At 37.8% G+C, this 24,434-nt stretch carries 18 protein-coding genes; 1 reads left to right on the plus strand and 17 read right to left on the minus strand.

Features of this window, described 5'->3' with window-relative positions; translation table 11 throughout:
- Positions 1–13: 13 nt before the first annotated feature.
- From FMM05_RS02455 to FMM05_RS02490, 8 genes are all read right to left on the minus strand, one after another.
- Positions 14–2,275, minus strand: a complete 2,262-nt coding sequence (locus FMM05_RS02455) for a tetratricopeptide repeat-containing sensor histidine kinase (RefSeq protein ID WP_143371750.1) — start codon at positions 2,273–2,275, stop codon at positions 14–16.
- A 25-nt stretch (positions 2,276–2,300) separates the two neighbouring features.
- Positions 2,301–4,562: a tetratricopeptide repeat-containing sensor histidine kinase gene (locus FMM05_RS02460; RefSeq protein WP_143371751.1), complete on the minus strand. Its 2,262-nt coding sequence runs from the start codon at positions 4,560–4,562 to the stop codon at positions 2,301–2,303.
- A 360-nt stretch (positions 4,563–4,922) separates the two neighbouring features.
- On the minus strand, positions 4,923–6,086 hold the full coding sequence (locus tag FMM05_RS02465; protein ID WP_143371752.1) for a MalY/PatB family protein: 1,164 nt from the start codon (positions 6,084–6,086) through the stop codon (positions 4,923–4,925).
- Positions 6,087–6,101: 15 nt separating this feature from the next.
- Positions 6,102–7,670: an ABC transporter permease/substrate-binding protein gene (locus FMM05_RS02470; protein WP_143371753.1), complete on the minus strand. Its 1,569-nt coding sequence runs from the start codon at positions 7,668–7,670 to the stop codon at positions 6,102–6,104.
- On the minus strand, positions 7,667–8,578 hold the full coding sequence (locus FMM05_RS02475) for an ABC transporter ATP-binding protein (protein ID WP_143371754.1): 912 nt from the start codon (positions 8,576–8,578) through the stop codon (positions 7,667–7,669). Before FMM05_RS02475 ends, FMM05_RS02470 begins: the two co-directional genes overlap by 4 nt.
- A gap of 13 nt (positions 8,579–8,591) precedes the next feature.
- Complete coding sequence (egtB, locus tag FMM05_RS02480; protein WP_235894343.1) at positions 8,592–9,776, minus strand: ergothioneine biosynthesis protein EgtB; 1,185 nt, start codon at positions 9,774–9,776, stop codon at positions 8,592–8,594.
- Positions 9,777–9,787: 11 nt separating this feature from the next.
- Positions 9,788–10,771 (minus strand): L-histidine N(alpha)-methyltransferase, encoded by a 984-nt coding sequence (locus FMM05_RS02485; protein WP_143371755.1) that lies wholly within the window; start codon positions 10,769–10,771, stop codon positions 9,788–9,790.
- Positions 10,772–10,987: 216 nt separating this feature from the next.
- On the minus strand, positions 10,988–11,482 hold the full coding sequence (locus tag FMM05_RS02490; protein ID WP_143371756.1) for a hypothetical protein: 495 nt from the start codon (positions 11,480–11,482) through the stop codon (positions 10,988–10,990).
- Positions 11,483–11,951: 469 nt separating this feature from the next.
- Between FMM05_RS02490 and FMM05_RS02495 the strand changes: the two genes are divergently transcribed.
- Positions 11,952–12,800: a helix-turn-helix domain-containing protein gene (locus tag FMM05_RS02495; protein WP_143371757.1), complete on the plus strand. Its 849-nt coding sequence runs from the start codon at positions 11,952–11,954 to the stop codon at positions 12,798–12,800.
- Between the two features lie 231 nt (positions 12,801–13,031).
- Here the strand turns inward: FMM05_RS02495 and FMM05_RS02500 are convergent, their stop codons facing one another.
- From FMM05_RS02500 to FMM05_RS02540, 9 genes are all read right to left on the minus strand, one after another.
- Positions 13,032–14,258 carry a hypothetical protein gene (locus FMM05_RS02500; RefSeq protein ID WP_143371758.1) on the minus strand — a complete coding sequence of 409 codons (1,227 nt, stop codon included), beginning with the start codon at positions 14,256–14,258 and terminating at the stop codon, positions 13,032–13,034.
- Between the two features lie 14 nt (positions 14,259–14,272).
- The gene (locus tag FMM05_RS02505) at positions 14,273–15,826 is read right to left on the minus strand and encodes a hypothetical protein (RefSeq protein WP_143371759.1); all 1,554 of its coding nucleotides are present in this window, start codon (positions 15,824–15,826) and stop codon (positions 14,273–14,275) included.
- Between the two features lie 26 nt (positions 15,827–15,852).
- Complete coding sequence (locus FMM05_RS02510) at positions 15,853–17,115, minus strand: hypothetical protein (RefSeq protein ID WP_143371760.1); 1,263 nt, start codon at positions 17,113–17,115, stop codon at positions 15,853–15,855.
- 19 nt (positions 17,116–17,134) lie between these two features.
- Positions 17,135–18,154 carry a hypothetical protein gene (locus FMM05_RS20925; protein WP_185965490.1) on the minus strand — a complete coding sequence of 340 codons (1,020 nt, stop codon included), beginning with the start codon at positions 18,152–18,154 and terminating at the stop codon, positions 17,135–17,137.
- A gap of 1,230 nt (positions 18,155–19,384) precedes the next feature.
- Positions 19,385–19,879 carry a hypothetical protein gene (locus FMM05_RS02520; protein WP_143371761.1) on the minus strand — a complete coding sequence of 165 codons (495 nt, stop codon included), beginning with the start codon at positions 19,877–19,879 and terminating at the stop codon, positions 19,385–19,387.
- Positions 19,880–19,882: 3 nt separating this feature from the next.
- Positions 19,883–20,848, minus strand: a complete 966-nt coding sequence (locus FMM05_RS02525; protein WP_143371762.1) for a hypothetical protein — start codon at positions 20,846–20,848, stop codon at positions 19,883–19,885.
- On the minus strand, positions 20,832–21,359 hold the full coding sequence (locus tag FMM05_RS02530; RefSeq protein ID WP_143371763.1) for a hypothetical protein: 528 nt from the start codon (positions 21,357–21,359) through the stop codon (positions 20,832–20,834). Before FMM05_RS02530 ends, FMM05_RS02525 begins: the two co-directional genes overlap by 17 nt.
- Complete coding sequence (locus FMM05_RS02535; RefSeq protein ID WP_143371764.1) at positions 21,349–22,530, minus strand: hypothetical protein; 1,182 nt, start codon at positions 22,528–22,530, stop codon at positions 21,349–21,351. Before FMM05_RS02535 ends, FMM05_RS02530 begins: the two co-directional genes overlap by 11 nt.
- On the minus strand, positions 22,530–24,434 hold the full coding sequence (locus FMM05_RS02540; protein ID WP_143371765.1) for a type II secretion system protein GspD: 1,905 nt from the start codon (positions 24,432–24,434) through the stop codon (positions 22,530–22,532). The genes FMM05_RS02535 and FMM05_RS02540 overlap by 1 nt, the downstream gene beginning before the upstream one ends.

Below are 24,434 nucleotides of genomic sequence, written 5' to 3' on the forward strand. Positions count from 1 at the left end.
ATGTTAAAATTCGTTACGCACTTACCTTTTCCGGTGGTATTTCTTCAACCGGTATTTTGCTGTAAATACTAAATTTAAGGCAAATGGCAAGCCCGTTATTGTTTGCAAAGGCCAAGTGCCCGTTAAGCTTTCCGCTAAAGCCCCTTATAAGTTTTAAACCTAAGGAGGACAGTGTTTTATCATCAGGGTTAGCGCTCATTCCCACACCATTGTCCTTAATGGTTAGCACCGCATTATTTAACGATGTATTTTTAAGGGTAATAGATATAAGCCCCTCTCTATCAGCAGGAAAAGCATGCTTAATAGCATTTATTATGGCCTCATTTAGTATAAGCCCTAATGGCACTGCCTGAGATGTTTTAAGCTCAACAGGCTCTATATCAGCCTCAAAACGAATGCGTTGGCCGGTATCAAACGACTGCTTAAAGTATTCAATAAGTTCATTTATATACACCTGCATATTGATGCTAACCACATTATCCGACTGGTATAACTTTTTATGGATCAGCGACATAGAATATATACGGTGCTGGCTGTTCTTTATGGCGGCCTTTGCAGCGGCATCGCTTAAAAAATGCGACTGGGTATTTAAAAGGCTCATTACAATTTGCAGGTTGTTCTTAACCCTATGGTGAATCTCTTTAAGCAGCCATTCTTTTTCATTCAGCAAGCTTTGTAACGTACTGTTTTTCAGGTTAATTTCGGCTCTAATTCGTTGGTTAAGCTGGTATCGCCTGTAAATTAACCCGGCAATAATTAAAAGCAGCACAAGCAAGCCAAACCCGGTGGCATTAACAATGGTAGCTTTAGTAAGGTTGCTTTCCTGCAATTGCGCCTGGCTTTTTAGTAGCTGCTGCTTTTTATCCTGTAAAAGGAGTGCTGTTTTTTTCTTTTCAGCCGCATGCTGAACATACAAACGATCGATCTCTTTGCCCGCCGTTTTTTTATTAACTGTATCAGCATAAGCATATTGCTTCTTTAAATGATATAAAGATGCCTGGTAGTGCGACTGTATAGAATCTATTTTATGGAGCCTGGTGTGTGCATACTCAAGCGCCAGCGGGTTATTCATGGTTGTATATATTTCTATTTCAGCATTAGCATAAAACCTGGCTTTGTCATAATTTTTTGAAGATAGATAATACTGTGCCAGACTGGAACACACAACAGGCTTAAAATATTGATGATTAAATAGTTGCTCTGCCTTGGGTAAAAACTTTTCGGCATTTTTAAAATCTTTAAGGACTGTGTAGGTTTGCAGGCATCGTAAAACAGCTACTATTGCTACCTGTTCATCAGAATGGTTACATTTATCCTCCAATAATTTTATATAATAAAGTGCCTCCTTATTACGCTTAAGCTCTAAAAGCGTTTGTGCCAGGCAACCCTCTATGCTACAGCTTAGTATAGATTCATTAAGCTCCTTAAAAATTTCGTGCGCCTTTTTAAGGTAAAAGCAGGCTTCCTCCGGCCTGTCAATACCTTCGGTATATATCGTGCCCATACGGTAATATATATTGGCCGTAGCGGCCGACCTGTCGTTTAGGCTTTCGGCTATACGTATACCTTTAAGTCCGTATTCTAAGGCTTTTTCGTAGTTACCCTGACCCTGGTAAATACCGCTTATTTGAGAGTAAACGTGCTGGGTTACTCCATGACCCGCTTTATCGTATAGCTCAATAACTTTATTAAATGCCACTAAGGCAGCATCTTTCCTGCCCTGAAAATTATGAATATAACCTATACTAAGCTGTGCCTCGCCCGCATGCCTAAAGCTGTTTGCCTCCATAAACCGGTTGTATGCCTTTTCATAGATAGGGATATTTTCTTCTTTAGGCCGTATGCTCTCTTTGCTAAATGCAAGCGCCATATATGCTTCGCCAAGCGCCTCCTTGTCGCCTATAGAATTAAATAAGCTAACAGCCATTTTAGCATAGCTTTCAGCTGCGTTATATTCTGCTTTTATTTTATGTGCCCAGGTAAAAATGATATAGCATTTACCAACCGCTTTTTTATAGTTGACAGTATTTGCAAGCGTTTCGGCTTTTTTAGCATAAAACATAGCGCTATCCAGCGCATTGGGTGTTTTTTTAAAATAAGCATCCTGAATGTGGTGTGTACCTAAATATACAAGTGTCATTGCCTTTGCTGTATCTGATTGCGTTGTACGAAGTTCTTCATGCAGTTCTTTCAGCAATTTTTCCGCTGTAGCCTGTGCATTGCATGCACCTGTAGCAAACAGGCAAACTAAAAATATCTGTAGTGCAATTTTCATAATATTTATAGTTAAGTTCTTTTATTTATGCACTTTCTTTGGCCAGATTCTCTTTAACCAACGTTTTATTTATACCAAATTCAAGGCAAATGGTAAGTCCGCTGTTGTTTACAAAGGCCAGGTGCCCATCAAGCTCTCCGCTAAAGCCATTTATAAGCTTTAACCCCAGGGATGACAGCGTTTTATCATCCGGGTTGCTATCCATACCCACACCATTATCTTTAATGGTTAGCACTGCATTGTTTAACGATGTATTTTTAAGTGTAATTGATATAAGCCCCTCTCTGTCAGCAGGAAAAGCGTGCTTAATAGCATTAATAATGGCCTCATTAAGTATAAGCCCAAGCGGAACCGCCTGAGATGTTTTAAGCTCAATAGGCTCTATATCAGCCTCAAAACGAATGCGTTGACCCGTATCAAACGACTGCTTAAAGTATTCAATAAGCTCATTTATATACACTTGCATGTTGATGCTCACCACATTATCCGACTGGTATAACTTTTTATGGATCAGCGACATCGAGTGTATGCGGTGCTGACTATTCTTTATAGCGGCCTTTGCAGCGGCATCGCTTAAAAAATGCGACTGGGTGTTTAAAAGGCTCATTACAATTTGCAGGTTGTTCTTAACCCTATGGTGAATTTCCTTAAGCAGCCACTCTTTTTCGTTCAGCAGGCTTTGTAACGTGCTGTTTTTCAGGTTGATTTCACGCCTTATGCGTTGGTTAAGCAGGTAGCGCCTGTAAATAAAACCTATAATTACAAACAGCAGCACTATGCCTGCCAGGCTTACATTGCGCACTAAGGTTGCCTGAGACAGCCTGCTTTGCTGCAATTCGGCCTGCTTTTTTAGTAGTCGGTTGCTTTTATCCTTGATTAACAGCTCTTTATTCTTCTTTTCTGTATCATATTCTATCTGTAGCTTATTAATGGCAGCGCTTTTCTCTAAACTGAACAATGAATCTTTATACGCCTGTTGTGTTTTTAAGTGTGCGATAGATGACTCATAATCAGACTTTACCGAATCGAGCCTAAAGAGCATATGGTGTATTTCCTGTAGCCTGCCGGGGTTTTTAATTTTTTCGTTCAGCTTTTGGTCGGCGGTGATCCATTTACGCGATTCATCGTAGTTACCCGACCTAAAGTGATAATCAGAAAGTAATGAATAGTAACGTGAGCGCCTGTAGTCGGTTTTTGGGAAGGTTTCCAGTATTTCATACACATCCGGCAGGTATTTTGCAGCGGCAGTAAAATTCTTTATGTTCATGTAAGCATTAATACTGTTTACAACTACCTGCTCTTTTACACCAGGACGCAAGTTTTTATATTTAGTTTCCAAGCTTTTAAGATATCCCTGCGCCTCCTTATAGCGTTTAAGTTGTATAAGTACGGTAACAAGACTGCCCTCTACATCACTAACAAACTCTTCGTAATTAAAATTCTTTCCCAAAGCAAGTGCTTTCGAGAAGTATGTATATGTTTTATCCAGTTCGCCAAGATTAGAATATATGACGCCCATAAACTTATACAATTCGGCAGTAGCCATACCTTTATCATTCAGTTCATCTACAACACGTACACCCTGCAAGCCATATTCTAAAGCTTTATCATATTTACCCAGTCTATTATTAGCAATAGCCAGTAGTGAATAAACCCGTTGTATCTGTTTGTAATCTATAGATTTAAATAAAGCAAGGCATTCTTCCAGTTCAGTAATGCTTTGTTCAAGTTTACCATCGGCACTGCGCATGTAAGCTACATTCAGCAGCGCAGAAGCTTCGCCAAACTTATTGCCTGATTCTTTGTAATACTTGCGGGCCATTTCAAAATAAACAATACTTTGTGCAGGCTTTCTTACCTCGACCGCCGATGCCGCTAAAAAAGTATAAGCATCTGCCTGTTCTGTTTTTGTACCCGTTTGTGTAATGATATCAACTGCTTTTTGTGCCTGCTCTTCAGCCTTATCAAACTGTCCCTTTACCTTGTAAATGCGAGATGATAAAGTGTAAATGTAAGCCTGCCCTTTTTTAAAGTTTATGTTACTATTTAATTTTTCGGCCAGCCCCATATAATAAATTGCGCTGTCTAATGCTTTGGTATTTCTTTTATCGTATGATTCAAGTATATGCCTGTGCCCAATATCTACATAAGCGCTTACCCTGGCGGTATCGGTCGTAGCCTGTAAGAGAGTGGCATGCTTTTGTTTTAAATCTGCAGAAATACCAGATTGCCCCATTACCGGCAGGGCAGCAAAAAACATAAATAGCAGGCAGATTAACGTTTTCATTTTAGATGGGGAGGTTGTATGTGTTAAAGTTAACAAAAAATATATTATATACTACTAATTATTAGCACATTAAATATAATATCATGATTTGACAATATAGTTTAGCAGCTGCAATTTTAGGTATGCAAATTGTAAGCCGCAAACATAATACGTAAGAATTATAATACACTGAAAATACAACTATATAATTTACAATTATTTAAAAATTATAAATTATACAGGCTTAAAATTTTTATTTAGCGGTATTTAAAGTATTAGCGAAATATCGCTAATACTTTAAATCTTGTTGTTACTACTTGTTGTAAGTACACGAGAAAAGCCGGTAAAAGAAGAGTATACAAAAAAATTGATATGAAGAATTTACTGTAAGGTTAAGCCGGCTTTCAACCTCATTAAACCCTTTTTTAACTGCGCCCTTGGGCAGGCAATATTTATTCTGATAAAACCCTCTCCGGCAGCGCCATACATGGTGCCTGCATTTACTTTAAGGTTATTATTTTGCAATAAATCTTCGGCAAGGCTAACCGATGTTTTTTGCAAAGCGCTGCAATCCACCCATACAAGATAGGTACCCTGCAAAGGCGCTACTGTAACCGCCGGTATGTTTTGTGCTACAAACTCTTTTAGGTACAAATAGTTGTCATACAGGTAGGTTTTTAGTGCTTCAAGCCACTCCTCTCCTTGCGTGTAGGCAGCAATAAGCGCCTCAACGGCAAAGGGGCTAAGCATTTCGATTTCCTGCATAACAAGGATGGTATTTACGGCCTTGATGAACGCGCTGTTCTGCGTAAACAAATACCCTACCTGTAATCCCGCAAGGTTAAACGTTTTTGTAGGCGATGCCAGTGTAATAGAATTTTGACTATGTTCCTCGCCCAGCGAAGCAAACGGAATGTGGGTGTTAGTATCTAACACAAGATCGGAATGTATTTCATCTGAAATTACAATTACGTTATGCTTGAGGCAGATAGCCGCAACCTGTTGCAGTTCCTCCCTTGTCCATACCCTGCCCGCAGGATTATGCGGGTTGCTGAGTATAAGCAGTTTTACATCAGGGTTGAATGCCTGATTTTCAAGATCGTTGAGGTCTAAACTGTAGTCACCATGATTGTACAACAGGTTATTTTCTACAATTTCGCAGCCGCAATTGGCCAGCGTTATATAAAAATGGTTGTATACGGGTGGCTGTATTATTACTTTATCGCCTTTTTGGGTGAGTGCCCTTACAATGGCCGATAGTGCAGGTATCACGCCCATAACAGGCACTATCCAGTCCTGCTGTATAGTAAAGCCATGCCTTTTTTGCCACCAGTTGGTTATGGCATTGTAAAACTGTGGCGGTGTTTGGGTATAGCCAAAAACGCCGTGCGCAACCCTGTCGCTAAGTGCCTGTATAATTGCCGAGGCGGTTTTAAAATCCATATCGGCAACCCACATGGGCAGCACATCGCCGGGTGGAAGCGCATCCCATTTAAAGGCATTCGTGTTTTTGCGGTTGACTATTTCATCAAAATTAAATTCCATACTATGGTAAGCAAATTATTTTTTATTCAGGTACGCTTTTAAATCAGATATCGTAACAATATGCAGCTTTTCAGCTTGTTCACGGCGCATCATTAAGGCATAGGCATTATTAAAACCAATAGGATTGAGCCATTCCAGGCCGTATTGCTTTTTAAATTGGGCAGCAACATAGTTATATGTTTTCTGACTGTCTTTGCTAACCTCGTTTACGACTTTTTGCGATGGTGTTAGCAGCACCAAAAGCCCCGTACCTGTATATTCCGGGTACAGGTCTATCCCGTTGTTCATTAAGGCATCAAAACAAATTTTAGTACCACCCAGACCGGTTTTGGTTTCAACCTTATAATCAGTATTGCCTTCAATGAGTATACGGTACATTTCGGCAAGTATGTATTGTTCTCCAAAAATTTTAGACCCTATGCGCACCGTACCCTTGGTGCCATTTTTAGATGCCTTATACAACCCTGCACTCAATAGAAAATCTTTAGCAACGTGTTCCGGCGTTTGGTTAAGCAGTTCGGTTTTATAATTAAGGCTTGTCATAATACTGTCGTTTATCCTGCCCGCCAAAAGGTTAAGGGCTTCTTTAAGCCCGGGAAATTTGGTAAGGGTTTCAGACTTTACAATAGGCGCGGCATAATAGGGCGGAAAAATATTTTTATCGTCCTGCAACACCACGAGGTTAAACGCTTTAATCCTGCCATCGGTAGAATATCCGCTTATAACATCTAACTTACCCTCCTGTGCTGCCTTGTACATTATGGCATCGCTAACCACAACCGGGCTTAACTGCATGCCATACACCTGCCTTAACCCCAGGTCGCCGTCCTGCCTGCCCATAAACTCGGGCGTAAAGCCAATTTTTAGTTTGTTTTTTGTTCCCAATGGCCATAAAAAGTAGGCTGCTAAAGCAACGGCAATTGCTATTATCGCATATAATAATTTGCGAAACGACCGCAGCCCTGATCGTTGAACGTAGCCAATAGCCATATCAAGAACTACTGCAAGCAGCGCTGCGGGTATGGCACCGGCCAGTATCATATTAGTGTTGTTAAGTGATATCCCGCCAAAGATAAACTCCCCCAAACCTCCGGCTGCTACAAAAGAGGCCAGTGTTGCAACCCCCACATTTATAACCGCGGCCGTGCGAATACCTGCGATGATAACCGGCATTGCCAGAGGCAGTTCCACCTTAAACAACCGTTGGCTTTTGCTCATTCCTAATGCGGTGGCAGCCTCTGTAACTAAAGGGTTCACACCCGTTATGCCCGTATAGGTATTGCGTATTATGGGCAGCAATGCATAAATAAGCAGTGCTACAATAGCCGGAGTTGCTCCTATACCAAAGGCAGGTATCATAAACCCTAAGAGAGCAATACTGGGCACGGTTTGCAATACACCCGCAATACCCAGCACCGGTGTGGCTAACCTGCGCCTGCGCGATATGAGTATCCCTAACGGAATACCCACTGCTATAGCCAGCAATAATGACAGAAAGGTAAGCCCAAGGTGCTGCCCTACCTGAGCCAGCAGCTTATCCTGCTGGCTGGCTATAAATTGCCAAAGGGTTTGCTCCTGTGTCATGCGGTTTGTAGTTTTCTGTACTGGCTAAATGCCTGCATAACGGCATCGTACTGCATGGAGTATTTATTTTCTGAACTTAGTAGTTGAAGCGCCTGCCACACATTTGCCGCACCTTTAACCTCTGGTGGTAATGCTTCTTTTAAAAAAGGTAGGATGTCTTGTAGTGTAGCACTTTTATACTCCAAAACCAGGCGGCTGGAGGCAAAAAAGTCTTTCACAAAATCGTTTGCCGGATGGTACAGCATCTCTGCCGGGGTACCCGTTTGCACTATCTGCCCTTTATCCATAAGGCAAATGCGGTGCCCCAGTTCAAAAGCTTCCTGAACATCATGTGTAACCAAAACCGTGGTTTTGTTGGTAAGCTCATCTAATGATTTAAATTCGTTATGTATCGCGGCCTTGGTAAGGGTATCTAATGCGCCGAAGGGTTCATCCATTAGCAACACGGGAGTATTCGCTATTAATGCCCTCGCAATGCCCACCCGCTGCTGTTGGCCACCACTAAGTTCATGCGGATAACGGCTTACTATGTTTTGAGGCAGGTTGAGTTTTTCTAACAGTTCCGATGTTCGGTTTTTGGTTTTTTTGGAATCCCATTGAAGCAGGGCGGGCAGCACAGCAATATTTTGTGCCACTGTATAGTGCGGAAAAAGCCCTGCATGCTGCATTACAAAACCTATGGTTTTTCGCAGTGCCTCGGGCTTGCTGTTCCTTATGTCGTTACCGTTAATAAGTATGGTACCGGCATCGGGCTCTATGAGCCGGTTTATCATTTTTAGGGTGGTGGTCTTGCCACAGCCGCTCGTGCCTAAAAGCACCAATATTTCTTTATCGTTTGCCTGTAACGAAATATTATTTACTGCTTTATGTGTACCAAAACTTTTAGAGACACCGCTTAAAGTAATCATAGCGTTAGCGGTGTTATTTTACAAGGCGTATGCCCGTAAACTGCCATTGGTGGCGCGGATGGAAAAAGTTACGGTAGGTATTGCGGCTGTGTCCCGGCGGCGTAGCTACAGAGGCACCACGCAGCACCATTTGGCTTACCATGAACTTGCCGTTGTATTCGCCTATGGCACCGGCTTCTTTTTTAAACCCGGGATATGCCAGGTAGGCACTATTGGTCCACTCCCAGCGGTCGCCCCAGTTAAATAAGCCTGATGCTACTTCCCATTCGGCTTCGGTAGGCAGGCGCATACCTTTCCAGGATGCAAAAGCCGAAGCTTCGTAAAAATTGATGTGGCAAACGGCACTGTTAGGGTCAACTTCATGCAAACCGTTTAAGGTGTAGTGCATCCACATACCATCAATAAAGTGCCAGTATAACGGGGCTTGAGCAGCATTTTGCCGTACCCAGTCCCACCCTTCCGAATGCCAGTGCCTAAAATTGGTATAACCGCCGTCTTTTATAAACAATAAATATTCGGCATTGGTAACAGGGTTTGCTGCAATTTCAAAATCGTCAAGGTATACATTATGGCGGCCTAACTCGTTATCAAAACAAAAGCCGTTGCCATTATAGCCTATTTGGTAAACACCGCGTTGCACATCAATAAAATCTGTACTTGGCGTAATACTTTCATTAAAAACGTTGTTTGTGCTGTAAACGGGGAAAAGCGGATTGTGCCCCAGTATGTATTTTATATCGCTATACAAAAGCTCCTGGTGCTGCTGCTCGTGGTTAAGGCCCAGCTCTAAAAGGGCAGCTACATCATCAGCTATTGAATCACTTTGCAAAAAAGCCTCCATTTGTTCATCTACATAGGCGCGGTATCGGTACACATCGGTTACCGATGGGCGGCTGAGGTTGCCGCGGTCGGTACGTACTACCCTTGCGCCCACACTCTCGTAATAGCTGTTAAACACAAAGTTATATTTCGGGTTATATTCTTCGTAGCCTTTAAAATTGGGCTTTAATATAAACGTTTCAAAAAACCAGGTGGTATGCCCAAGGTGCCATTTAGGCGGACTAACATCGGCTATGGGCTGTACTACATAATCTTCTATTTCCAGTGGTTTGCAAATCGTTTCAGAATGCCTTCGTATGCTACTATACTGCTGTAAAAGCATCCCTGCAATGTTGGCTTTGGCTATATTATTTTCCATACGGTAAGATACTAATTATTGGCAACCCATAAACTATCGGTAAACCAGCCTTTAGAATCGGTTACCGATCCTGCTATGGCAAAGCCGGACGTGGCCGCAAGCTGCTCAATATCATCCTGCGAGAATTTTTGGGACACCTCCATATACACGGCCTCATCCTTATCAAAATGTATTATGGTTCCATCAATGCTCACATCCTGTTCTTTAAGGCTGATGATATAACTGCGGCAAGCCCCTGTAAGCGGGTCATAGTTTTGATAATGACTAAAGTTACTTACGTTAAAATCGGCACCAAGCTCGCGGTTAATACGGGTTAGCAGATTAAGGTTAAAGGCTGCGGTAATACCGGCCTTATCGTTATAAGCATCCAGTATGGTTTGCGGGTTCTTTTTAAGGTCGAAGCCTATAAGGGCAATATCGCCGGGTGAAAGGTTCATTCGAAGCTCACGGCAAAAAGATACTGCTTCGGCAGCTTCCATATTCCCCACATTACCCCCTAAAAACATCACCACTTTGCGCCTTGACGAAAGGTTTGCAGCACGCTTTAGCATATCAAAATAGTCGCCTTCAAGGCACACAATATTTAATTCGGGCATTTCAACGCTCAGCTTATCGTCTAAAACATCAAGTATGTGCCCGGAAATATCTATGGGCATGTACGTAAAATTTGCCTGCCTGTTTAACAGATGCTTTAGCAGGAACAACGATTTTGTAGCATCGCCTGCGCCAAGCTCTATCAGGTCGAACGCAGTACCGTCGGCCATTAAAATGTTGGCAAGATCCTGTGTCCTGTTCTTAAAAATATCCATTTCGCTGCGCGTAAGGTAATACTCCGGCATTGCCATAATTTGCTGAAAGAGGCCATCGCCAATAACATCATAAAAATATTTAGATTGCGATGTTTTGGGGTTATTGTTAAAACCTTTTAAAACATCGGCACGAAATTGCTTTGTATCGTTTAAAATTTGCTCTTTAGGCAATTTGCTCTCGGGCATAGCTATCATAGTTGTAGTAATATTTAATGCCTGGGTAAGCATTACAATATTCCACCGCCATGATCGGTTTCCATAAAGTGGTATGCGGCTGCTACTTTGGCTATATTAAATGTACGCCCGATAATGGGATTGGTAATTTCATTTTAAATTTTTTTAACAAATTCATGAAAAATTCCCCATCTATACCAATTTTGCAAAATCTAACTTGGCAAAACTTTACATAGATGTTGCTTTATTAATTTTCATTTGTTTTATAATTTGATACACTGTACCGCCAATAAACAGTAACAAAAGAATTAGCAGGGTGTTTGCAATTACCGGATCCTTTATATCTTTAGCCAACGGATGCCCTACAGGAACCCGGGTAAAGGTTTCATTAACAGTTGGTACCCATGACAGGAAAAAGCTAAAAGAAAGACAAAAGTTTTCAAAATAACGAGCCCTGGTATTTCCTTTCTTTCTCCAATAAAGAAGGTAGGCCACCGATATTAATATAACAATTAATATCGAAAAAGCGTGCCCCGGATTAAATCCGCCATGCTTAGAGATACCTAATGCTGTTAACGACGTTACTAAAGTACCATAAAAATAAATTTTACCGGTTAGTTTAGCCAAATTGATTTTACCATACTTTACAAATGATACAAGTGCGGCAATAATGGCAGCAAGGCCTATTATGGTATGAAAAATTCCTAAATTTGATAATGTCATAATTTTTTCTGATTTAATTAATTGTCATTTTTTACTTAACAAACGTAGTCTTAAAGAAAAATCTGAATTTGTTAAACCAGCTCAAATATTTGGCAATTTGGTTCGAAAATGCCACGCACTTTCTTATCCTTTAAGTATAATATTTAGAAGTAACTTTTTGCTGTAAGTTCAGAAAGCTTTACTCAATATGGTTTAACGGTATAATTTCGAAATGGCAAGACCCGACAATACAGCTATAATTAGCTGTTATACAATAATATATATTGATTTCAACTTGGAACCTTGCCCAATAGCCAAAGAAATTAGCAACAAATAATACCGGATAAAATCTTCATATTTATAGAGTTTCCTTTAAGTATAGAGGTTTAACTAAAATTATTAGATAATTACTGGTATATTGCCATCGAATAATTTTTTACGTTTACTCATATTTTATTTAGCGACACTTTACAAAAAATATTCAAAATTCATGGTTACCGACTATAAAAAAATGGATTTATTTGGAGAAACTTTAATTCAAAAAATAGTACTAAAGCCACCTTTTGAATTTCCTTTTCCAGTATCAGACAGAGCTTGCTTTTTATTTTCTTTGGAAGGTGATATTCAATTTTATGATAAGCAAGAGCAATTTGTTGTTCATAGCAATTATTCACTGCTTTTAACTTGTATAAGCAACGGCAAAAAAATAATTAATTCTGCCAATAGCACTCAAAATGAATTGATAATTATTAGTTTTTACCCCGGTACGTTAAAAAAAATATACGAAAGAGACCTTCCATTACTCCTTCAAAAACCAAAGAATAACATATCTAATCAATCCGCCGAAAGGATAAATAATGATTTTTTGATAAAAAAGTACATTGAAGGCTTGTTGTTCTACTTTGAAAATCCTTCTTTAGTAAATGAAGACTTATTAATTATTAAATTAAAAGAAATCATTTTGTTATTGTCACAAACCCAAAATGCAGAAACCATCAGGGTAATTTTATCACAGCTTTTTTCGCCAGCCACTTATTCTTTCAGGCAAATTATAGATGCCAATATGTTTCGGCAAGTTGGTATTGAAGAGCTTGCAAAGAAAACAAATTTAAGTGTCTCGTCTTTTAAAAGGGAGTTTACAAAACTCTACAACGACTCCCCTGCCAATTACATCAAAACTAAAAGGCTTGAGAGGGCAGCCGAACTGCTTGTTGTATCTGATGAGCGTATAACAGATATTGCTTTTGATTGTGGTTTTAATGACCTTGCAAATTTTACTAAAAGCTTTCATGATAAATTTAATGTAACGCCAACAAACTATCGCTTAAAATTAAAGTAGTAGTATTTTAAACTAAATTTTTATCAGATAGATATATACAATCTCCTTGTAAAAATGGTGTTGTGCTAATGTCACTTTCCGATAAGGATATTGGGAGAGCAATAGATCATTTTAAAAAAGGTTAGATTATTTTTATTTATAAGCAGTTTAAGGTGGCTTAGCAACAATGCGAGCCACCTTTCTATCATGCAGAGGCCTAAAAATTTAATCTAAATTTACAGATGCCCCCAATTATACTCCATCCAGGAGAGCTAACGGACTACCTTCAACTTTTCCTTTCAGTTCGCTATCATGTGCTACATATTGTATTACACTGGGATGATCTGTAGCTTCACGATTTGTGTCATCAGGATTTACAAAGACATAGTTTGTTGTAGATGGCTGCAATACACTATGTTTGCTATGTCCATCACTTAAAGGTACACTTTGCATAAAATGTGTCTCTTTTTTAGCACCACTACTTTGAGGGTTCAAGGTTTCACCGCTTGGCAAATGTCCGCCCATAGAGGGCAGCGAATACTCACTCATTGCAGATGAATAATTAGTATCACCAACATAACTTGTTACAATTACCGGGGTTGTTCCTTTTCTTTGCTCATCAGCATAACTTTGGAATGATGCATGTGTTCCTGATTCCTTGGTTTTTGTTCCAATAAACTCATTGGGTATGTGTACCATTAGTGTTTTGTACCTGCTTCCATCTGTTGTTTCATAATTTAGTGCTGCGGTATTTATTTTTTTCCTGGTAGATAAATGGGTAACCGTTTCTTGGGTAACAGTATAAACACCTAACATATCATTTCTAACATAAATGCTCATACTTTGCTTATTATCAGAGCTGCCTTTGGCATTTGTTCCCTGAATGTAGAGTTTTCTTGTATATTGAACATCCAGAGTTTCTGTTCCAACTTCAGTTTTTAGTTGTAAAGACGGCTTTTCCTCTTTTCCTTCAATTACAGCAATTACATGGGGCATTGTTTTGTTTTCCAGCAAGGCCTGAACATGGGCCTGAAAATCTGCACCCAATGTAGTTTTTGACTGTAGGGAAAGCATTTTTTTAGCATCGGCATCACTAACACCTTTCCTTGAGCTTGAAGTAGCAAGGTTTAAAGTATCAACGCCCATTTTAGATTTCCATGTTCTTCCAAAATTTTCAAAAGCCTCACGCGAAAAAATAGTTATCACACTATAATCTTTCATGCTTTCTTTTTTTAGGCCGGTATTTGCCGTATGCCTATCTGAAATTGATAGCTGCCCTCCGCTACGGTCTATACTGTTTGACCGCTTTAACCTTGGCCTTGGTTTCAATTTAGGTTCACGAGCAGAAACTCTTGGACGTGTATCAGAAACCTTTAGCCTTTTACGTGGATTCAAGAATTCCGAGTATTCATCGTCATCATCATCCCACTCCCTAAGCCTTTTTAATCCCATAATTTTACTATTAAGATAACTTTGCAAACTGCACCATTTTATTATTCCATAGCTAATGCCAACAAAACATATTGAGACGCTACTGAACTGTCCTGAGGTTGTACCGTAATGGTAATCTCATTCCAGCCTAATACTAAGAAGTCATGGAAATTAGCAGATTTTAAATCAAAATTCCTTAGGTCAAGCTGGTTGGTATTGTTTAAAGAGCCCTGCCCTTCCTGATCGGTAACATTAATAATAGTCTCATTTCCATTTATGGAGCACGATAATACAATATTGCCACTATTTTGACCCTTCCAGTGTTTTAAAATAAAAGAATATTGTGTATTAATATCTGCTACTTTAAATGCCACAGTTACAGTTGCACCTGTTCCACTATAACTGGCAGGAAAATCTGCAGTCATCCCCGGTGAAAATCCTGAACCGGTAACCAAAAGATCATTACCTCTGGAACGTATTTTAAATGTAATAGCCGGAGTACTCGGGCTAATATCAAAAAGGTTACTTTGAAAACCTACCCCGGTAGTTTGATTGTCAGACAAAGGAATGAGAGCATATTCACTTAACTGAAGAGGAGCATTTTGTTGCATTACGTTATTAAATGCACTTGAAACAGATGCAATTAGCGATGCCTGGCCGCCCCCGGCAGGAATGGTCATAGAATGAGATGCCTGTGCAATACTTACATCATGTTGAAATGTTAGTGTTTCAATAGCTGTTAAATTTTGTGGGAATGTAACTAACCATTCTGAAGCCATTGTAAAATCTAACCCAAAAAGAGACAGATCGCTTGGAGGTAAAAGGATATTACTATCTGAACCCTGGCTGGCTCCACCATAATATAGTAAGTTAGCCACTACACTTTGAGGTAATAAAATATTTGACCCCGAACCTGTCTCATTATATTCAAAAATGCTCCACGGATAGGTTTGGCCCCAATTCCACTGAACAAATTCGCCAACAAAAATATTATTAGCATTATTAAAATTTTGTATTGATGCGTAAGCCGACCAATCTTTTACACTCATTTCATTACCGGATGCAATTTGTTGGTTTGTAGCACCGGAACGAGATACACTTGCTGCCTGAGAAGTGCCATGCTCCCAGCTATGAGAATAATTTACACCAACCGTTGCTACGGGACCATCTACAAACCAGCCGGCAGATAAATCAACACCAAAAGTATTAACGTTAGATGAACTGGAACCGGATGAGGTTTGATTAGTTTGAGAACTGGAACTTCCTGTAGAGGTATTAGTGCTCTGCTCAACACTTGCGTTTATTGTTTTTGGGAAAATCCTTTTTAGGATTATATCTGCACCGGATTGGCTTATTGCTGTAATACCCGATTGAACATTGATTAGAGCAGGATAATTGTTAAACCCTACAGATTGATAATTTGTATTTGAGTCCCAATTTAATCCGCTAACCAATATGCGATGCTTAACTGTTACAGAATAAGTATTTAAACAATCTAAATTTTTTGTATCTACTACTTTTAGTATGTTGTAGGTTACGATATCAACCCCGATCTTGTTTCCAGAGTTATCTAATATATCGTACACTTCTTCTTTAGTAAAAAATCCGTTAGTCATAATAATTCATTTTGTATTTATAAAATTCATTTTCGTTCATATATATGAACTTTAGGTGCCTCTCTGGTCTTACCTGTTTTACCGGTAAGACCATCCTGGCCATCTTTTCCATTTTCTATCTGTACCCCGGTTTTATTTTTATATAAAAAACCATTAGTACCGGCTAAACCGCCGTTTCCTGCCTTGCCGCCTTTACCGCCATTACCTCCGCTTGAAGAAAAAGTTGTTGACTTAAAAACAGCTGATTGCATAGGGGGTACAGATATAAAAATATCGCAGCACATTCCGCCATTGCCGCCTTGGCCACCATTGCCGCCATTTCCGCCATGGCCACCATGCCCTCCGGGAAAACCGGGTACAATGCCAAACGAAGTTGCCAGTCCGTCGGCACCATTACCCCCGTTTCCGCCATCGCCCCCGTTTCCACCATCAGTTCCCGGGAAACCTGCACCCGCGACGGCTTTCAGTTGAATGCTATGCGGCCCAAATCCTGTTAAACTGCCAAACCGGAGATCCGATAAAAATAACATTGCGCCATTTCTGCCTGCACATCCTTTTAACCCGTTATAACCATTGGTACCGTTATCGCCATGGCACAGCTCATCTCCATCAAGAGCCCGCATGCCCAGCGGCGTAGATTCTGTAATAAGGGCAAAACCATCAGAGCCGTCTGTACCCATCATTCCATGAAGTGGCTCTTCGTTTACAGGCTTTACACGAGAAAAACTGCGTTGTTGTATCAAATCAGAAGTGCCCAATTCTATTGTTGCATGCCCATCATTTAAATTATTGGCAACAGCTTCTTCACAATTCAGTATAAATACATTGCCTTTTACCATTAGCTTACTTTGACTACGGATTATTAACCGTTTTACGGTTAAAACCAAATAAATTTCTGAATCTCCTGTATCCCACGGAAATTCATCGGGATATGCAGTTAGATCGAGCGTTTTGCCCGGAAAAAGAAACAATTCTTCTATTTGCATTACTTTAACCGAGACCGGAAAATGGCTTTGATGAGCATTTAAATCTGTATTAGGAAAACTACCGTTGCCAAAAATGTATGCTTCAGCCCTATCATGTTCTCCAATACCCAATTTTGAGCGTGGTGATTTTTGCAGATCATCAAAGTAAATTTTACTACGCCATTTGCGTTCGTTCAAACTTATAGGACCGAAGAATTTCTTAGCTTCTTCAACCGTTGGTATAAGAATGTATTTAATATCAGCATTACAATTGGCCAATGCATTACTACCTGTATTAGTTACTGTATCAATGTAATTTTCCATAGCACAGGTATTAGGAGTATTAAGTATTACTAATTACAGTTATTTGAGGCATAGATCCGTTAGAACCGCCATTACCGTTACCGCCTGCAGTACCCGTAGTTCCTTTAGAGCCGTCACTACCGTCATGACCGTGTTTAGTGCCTGAACCGCCACTTCCGCCAGAACCACCACTTCCGCCAGAACCACCGGCACCTGGCTGCCCAGAACTACCTGCAATGGCATTTGTAGAGATATTAGCTTTGTCTGCTTTGGTATTTACAGTAATTGTCATTGCCTGATTAACGCTGCTTCCGTTTCCGGCATTTCCGCCTTTTCCGCCAGTGCCGCCGGTACCACCGGTACCGCCATCGCCACCGTTATTATAACAGGTACATCCTGTGCTTGTTGCATTACCGCCATTGCCGCCGCTGCCGCCGGTGCCGCCACTGCCACCTGTGCCACCATTACCACCATTGCCGCCTTGTGCTAAAACAGTAAAAAGTGAAGTGCCGCTTAGTTGGATTGATCCTAAAGTAAAACTGGATAAAGGTGTACCCCCTCCATTTTGCCCGGCAGTTCCATCAGTACCGGGATCTCCGGTTCCTCCGTTTTTACCTGCATCGGCATCTGCACAACTTTTAGATTGCCCATCCTGGCCTTTAGTGCCCGAACCACCACCTGCACCGTTAGGCCCCACAGTACCATTAGATCCCGCCATAAGTATCTGATAATTATTTGTGCTGCTTGGATTTATCAATTTAGTGGTAGTAGCGTTGATAGACAGTTGCACGTAAGAAGTGATGCTTCCTGCATTAAATTCCAGGCTATCACAATTAATTATTTGCGGGATAGTAGAAAATACAATATCTGAGTTTACAGTATAAGTGTCTGTTTCTACATATTCAATAAAGAAAGGTAAAAAGTCAGTAAGTTTTTGATTACCAGGTAAAGTGTTGTTTATCTTCAGAAGGCTATCATTTTTAAAATAGTTTAAACAATCTTCTTCTGTGTTTAGTTTAACAATCTTACCATTTGGGTGTTGAGGAGCAAATTTTTCCATTGTTTCCATTGTTTTTAGTATTTATAATTATTAATTGGATGCGTTATTAATTACTTACTTAACCGGCACGTTTAGTATTGTTTTTCTATATCATATGAATTAAATCCTACTTAGTAGAAAACAAAGATGACAGTGTAATATGTACATCTGGAAGCGGCTATATAATGAAGCATTAGTACTTATTAATTAGTGTAAACCTAAAAATAAATACAGAATAAAAGTCAGGTAGAAATACCTGACTTTTATTTCAGGAGTTTATACCTATTATGTAATTAGCAGTTTATGTCTCCTAAAAGGTGCAGCAACTATGTGTTAAAACCGATTAAACTTTTAACTCATAGCAGTAAAAAATTGAAGTGTGATTTGTGGTCCAGCTAAGTGATATAAAAAACAAAAGGAGCTGTCTCTATTTGAGACAGCTCCTTTTGTTTGGTAACCTTGAGCCTAAAATTTAAAACCACTTTATGCAGGATTTGAAGCTATAGGACTTTAATAGATAGTGATAAAAGTACTAAGTTATCCTACCTCGCCAGTAAATCAATTGTGTTTTATTGTCATAATTATTTTATACCTATAAATGGGGTATTTTTAAGTACAGCATTTTCAACAAGGCTAGTCAGATTTAAGTTAACTATTTGGGATAAATCACAAGCTTTAATCTAAAGTTTCGGTGGTATTTGATACGTAACTTTTTTGCGTGGCAGATTGCGTGTCATAAATGCGATAATTCAACATATTTTCCATCTTTTTTTAACTAACTGGGGCATAGCAAAAAAGCTTACTAAATCCAGTAAATACTGGGCTTAATAAGCTTTGATAGATTGGGTTGTTGAACCGTTTGTGACCCCAACAGGACAAATTTCAAACCATTTTTTACACGATTTGAAGAAATTAGCCTATTATTCGATATAATTTGTAAGATATTTTTCACTTAAGGCGGTTTAGATATCCGGTCGGGGATTTAGCAGAAATAGTTAATTAAATTTTTGGAACTATTGTTTAGTGGGCTAATTTATTACGTTGACACCTCTCCATCAATTTTAGTAACACTACTAATCATCTTTCAGTTCATAGAAAAATAGGGGTCAATACTATTTTGCGAAATAGGTTAATTAATTGTTTATTTGATTAGACAATAACCGCGACACAGTCGAGCACAAACAGGTCGAAAACCTCACGGTTTTAGTATGTCAATTTTCGGAGTATTCAACAATATTTCAAAAATATAAATTATATGTGCTTAAATACTTTTCTTTCTTTATTAAACACTAAACTTATAGAATCTTTAAACATCTCTTTAATATAAATACCATTAATGATTTCGCCTTTATGCATTTTAAATAGCTTGTCATCGATTTTTACAAGTACAACCTGATTTTTGTTTTGCGACTGTATAAAACCATAATAATGTATATCCGGCCAAGAAATAACTGATTTAAGAGTTTTTTCTGTATTCCTTGTTTTAAAATTAATTGTAGTGGTTTTAATATGCATTACCGGTGGTTTTGGTATTGCGTAGGCATCATGCAAAAAAGGATCAATGGCTAATGGCTGCAATAAAAAAGTATCTCTTTTAACATCCTTAAATTTTATATCAGTTTTATGGCTGTTAACAGCCTTTAAGGTATCACTTGTAAAAAAATTGCTTAAATAACGATAGCCAGCAGTTCCCCAGAGACTTAATACAACAATAATTAAAATTATATTTATGCTTTTTTTAGTCATAATTTACTGTATTTCTATCTTAAAGGCACTGCTGTAACTACCTACATTAGCGGCTTCATCAGTACTTCTAACCCTCCAGTAATAATTTCCTGGTGCAGTAAAAGTGTAATCATAATTATTTACAGATATGTTTTGTGACTGTATTATGTTATTGAAAGCCTGATCTGTAGCTATTTGAATATTAAAAGTTATAGGCGAAACAATAATTCCTGTATCTGTGGCAGCTGTCCATTCAAAATTTATTTCATCACCTACATCAGCCATAGAGTTGTTTGAGGGAGAGTTGTTTTGAACCTGATTAGGCACACTTGTATCTACATAAAAATTTCTGGTACTGTATTGTGTTTCAGTAGCCGTTTCTGCATTAACTGCTTTAACTTTCCATTGGTATTGTGCATCCTGAGTTATAACACCTGTATTTAAAGTAAAAGATGTTCCATTCAATTCTGTTTCCTGATGAATAATTGTATTGCTATCGGTAACATTTATAAGTTGAAGTTCATAATGCTCTGCGGCAGATAAAGATGCCCAGGAAAAAGTTAAAGAAGTGTTCTTTGTATATAATCCTGACGCAGGGCTAACAAGCTGTACATGCTGGTTGGTTAGATCTGAACTTTCTATCATTGTAAAAGTAGCCGGGAAAGAATAAGCCGTTTCATAAGCAAAATTTTCACCCCGCACACGCCATTGATATGATCCTGCGTTTAGAGCAAACGTAAAATTCACTGTACTTACTAAAGAGTCTAACACCATTACTTGGCTGGATGAGTAAATTTGTACCCTGTAATCGTCAGCCCCGTCTATTTCATTCCACTGAAAATTTGCCACATTGCTTTCTATTTGCTGGTTATTTTGAGGAGAAATAATACTTACGGTATCATCAGATATGTCTTCTTCCAGAATATCCTCACAACTGCATAACAAAATAACAGCCACTATTACTAAAAAAAGTTTATTTATTGTTTTCATAATTTTGAAAAATCATTTTAAGATGCAAAGCATCCGGTTTATTATTTTTTTTTGTTGAATAAAAATTAAGGCTAATTAATCGCGAAGAATCAAACTTTTTTTCGAAGTTATAAGAGATTTCCAGCAAGTTGTTAAAACTACCTGTAATATCAAGTATATTAGTATACACGGTATTATTATCGTCTTTAAATTCATGTATAGATTCCATATTGTATATTGATACACCTTTATTGTATTTAGCCACAAAATTTATTATATCCTGCTGTATTCTTTCCTTACTGAGGCCTTCTTTTCCTATTATTTTATCAATAGAATTTATTTGGTCCAATAAAACGTCTTCATTACCCGATGAATTTTTTAGAGAGTTAATAGTGCTTGTAAGCGACTTATTTTCTTTAATAAGGCTTATTAATGTACTAAAAGACCTTTTGTAGGCAGTATAGCCAAGCATTAGGGAAATCAACACTAACGCTATAAATTTAGTTTTATATGAATATTTTTCAAAAATCATTTAAAAGAATTTTAATTTCAAATTGCTGAATATATTTTTTGTCTTTTTTTAATGATACTATTTCAAATTTTTTAATCCAGCTAACATTTTTTAAACCACTAAGCCACTCATTAAAGATATACTCATTTGTAGTAGACCCTTTAATAACAAGAATACTAGATTCTAAAACTATCTTTTTATTTTCTTTAATTTCTCCTAGAATAGGAGATAAATTAAGTTCGCTAAACTGAATTGATGATGGTGCAGATTTAGACAGTTGATATACATAAAAACTAAGGAAATTTTTAGATAACTGCCCGGTTTCGTTTAATATTTTTAGTTTTAGTTCCTTTTGCTTTTCAAGCTCAATAATATGCTTATATGTTTGGCTCGAATAAACATTTTGCTGATTTAATTCGGCATTTTTAGAAGAATAATACATTATAAGAAAATAGCTAAACAAAAGCATGGTAAAAAAAGTTGCCAGGATTGCTAATCCCAGATAATTAAAACTCCTTTGATAGATAATATTTTCCTGATTTATCTTATCCGAGCTATTTTTTAAAAATTCAGGATGTGCTACATAAAACTGAATTGCTGCTCCATAAAGGGGTATAAAATCTGACGAAAGTATTTTATCTCCAAAAGTATAATTAACCGCATTTACTGTATATTTTTCTACACTTGTTAATAGCCCTTTATCAAAGCTTAATGCCACATCATTAGATATGATTATATTAGTATTAAGAACAGGTTGTAATAGCGCTGCCAACAATGGACCAATATAAAAATCTACTATTAATAAACCTTTTTGCTGTAAAGATTGAATTATATCATCTATTGCCTTTTTCCTGCAAAAAGTCATAAAGTCATAGCCTGCAATATTATATTCGGTATAATAAATATTATCATAATCAATATTTTTACGCCATGCTATATCCTGCTCACTTTTCCTGTCTATTTTTTTATTTAAAATACCTTTACCGTCAATTACTAATAATACAGGTAATTTTAAATCGGCACTATTAATTAATTCTTCCTTGTTAGTGTAGGTTGCCGCTGAAATTATATCTACTTTATTTTTTCTCTTGCTTATTTTAAGAACATTATATATATTGCCATTATCAGTCCTGGATATGCCCAGCACTAACAAATTATTAAACTTAATTATTTTAGATAAAAAAGATAACATTAGTAAATAATTGTTGGTTTAATAAATATATGCAGTTTAGAATTACTTTTAGATTTGCGCCTGCTGCTAAAAAACCATTTTAAAATAGGTATCCTGGAAATCAGTGGCACTCCCGAACCCGAATTTTCCTTTCTTAGTTCATCAAGTCCTCCTAATAATACCATTTCGTTATTTTTAACGCGTACTAAAGACTGAAATTTTTGCGTAGCTTTTCCCGGAGGGGCAGTTTCTCCTACTCTAGCTAAAAACGAACTTTTTTCTACAGATACTGTTAGTGTAACACTTTCATCTGTAGATACATTAGGTTTAATAGAAACGCTAAGATTAGCTTCGGTAGATTTCCATGTACCTGATTGTAACACACTGTTGTTAAGTGTATTTGTTAGTAGTTGGTTATTTTGCTCAAAATAATAACTTGTTTCTCCTATGGCAAGTTTTGCTTCATGCCCGCTAAGGGTTGCAATTTTAGGGGTAGATTCTATTTTTATTATAGAGTTATCTTCTAAAAATTTAAGGTTTAAGTAAAAAGCTTCGGTTACCTTACCCAACTTTACAACACCAAGGCCATTAAACGCATCTATAAGGCTATTAACCGATGATCCATTAATATTTACATCTCCGGATGGAAAAATGGTACCACCTGTTTTTACAGTATTTTCTTTATCTAATGTGGCTTTTAAACCTGTTTGCAAATCGTACGATTTATTGTACTGCACTATCATTACATCTATTTGTACTAATGGTACAACTTTATCTATTTGCTGAATGTAAAGCCTCATTTCATCTATTGTAGTTTTAGCGCCTGATACTATAAGTGCATTTAATTCTACAAATTCTTTTATCTCTACCTTATCCTGAAATATTTTAGGAAGCGCAAGCAAAACCGATTCTATTGAGCGATTTTCTAAAGCAATTATTTCGGTCGCCCTTAAACCCTCCGTTACCTGTTCTCCTATCAAATAAAAATTATTTTCTTTTTTATAGGTGTACTTTTTCCCTTTAAAAATATGTTCTAAAAGATCATCGAATGTTATATTATCAGCAACTAAGGTTGTCTTTTCGTTTTCCGGCTTGTTATACAAAAAATATGTGATATGCAATTTATCTGCAGCATCTATAAGTAAGGCAGCCGCATCTGCCTCATTAGCACGTATGGTAAGAAAGCCCGATTTGTTTGTGCCCACTTCAAAATATCCTACCTCACCAAATTCAGATTTCAGTATCTTATTCTTAGCGCTGGTTTTATCCGGGATAGCTGTTACAGGTTGAAGATTTTTCTCAATAAAATAAAAACCGTTTTCATCTTTAGTAGCCACTAAATTATTTGATTTTGCAATCATATCTATAACCTGATCAAAAGGGCGGTTAAGAATATAAGATGTTATAGGCAATCCTTTAACATCCTGAGAAAGTATAATATTTTTACCCGATTTATCTATTATTGCCTGCGCCACAGACACAAGGGTATCATTTTGAAGCCTAACAGATAAAAAATCATTTTGGGCACTATAGTCTACATCAATAATTTTAGCAAGTTTTTTTTCAACTACCTTAACTGCTTTTCTTTTTTTTACAATAATAATATTACTCATAAAAGAAACGTCAAGATCATACTTTTCGGTAAGAAATAATATAACGTCTTTTACGGTAACATCATAAAAATTGTTTGCAATGATATCGTTAAGGTCGTTATCAACACTCATGTTTAATTGATGCTCACTGGCAATGGTAGATATAAAATCATGCAATGTGAGGCCAGAAACATCTATTTTAATAACTTCATTTATGCCCGGTTTTTGCTTAGAAAATTCATCAAGCCTGGCACTTAATTGTGCAAGATCTTGTTGGGCAAAAGCAGGAATACCCATGGTTAATATTATAATGAACAGTATTTTTTTTAGCAT

The sequence above is a fragment of the Flavobacterium zepuense genome (assembly GCF_007097145.1).
GTDB lineage: Bacteria > Bacteroidota > Bacteroidia > Flavobacteriales > Flavobacteriaceae > Flavobacterium > Flavobacterium zepuense.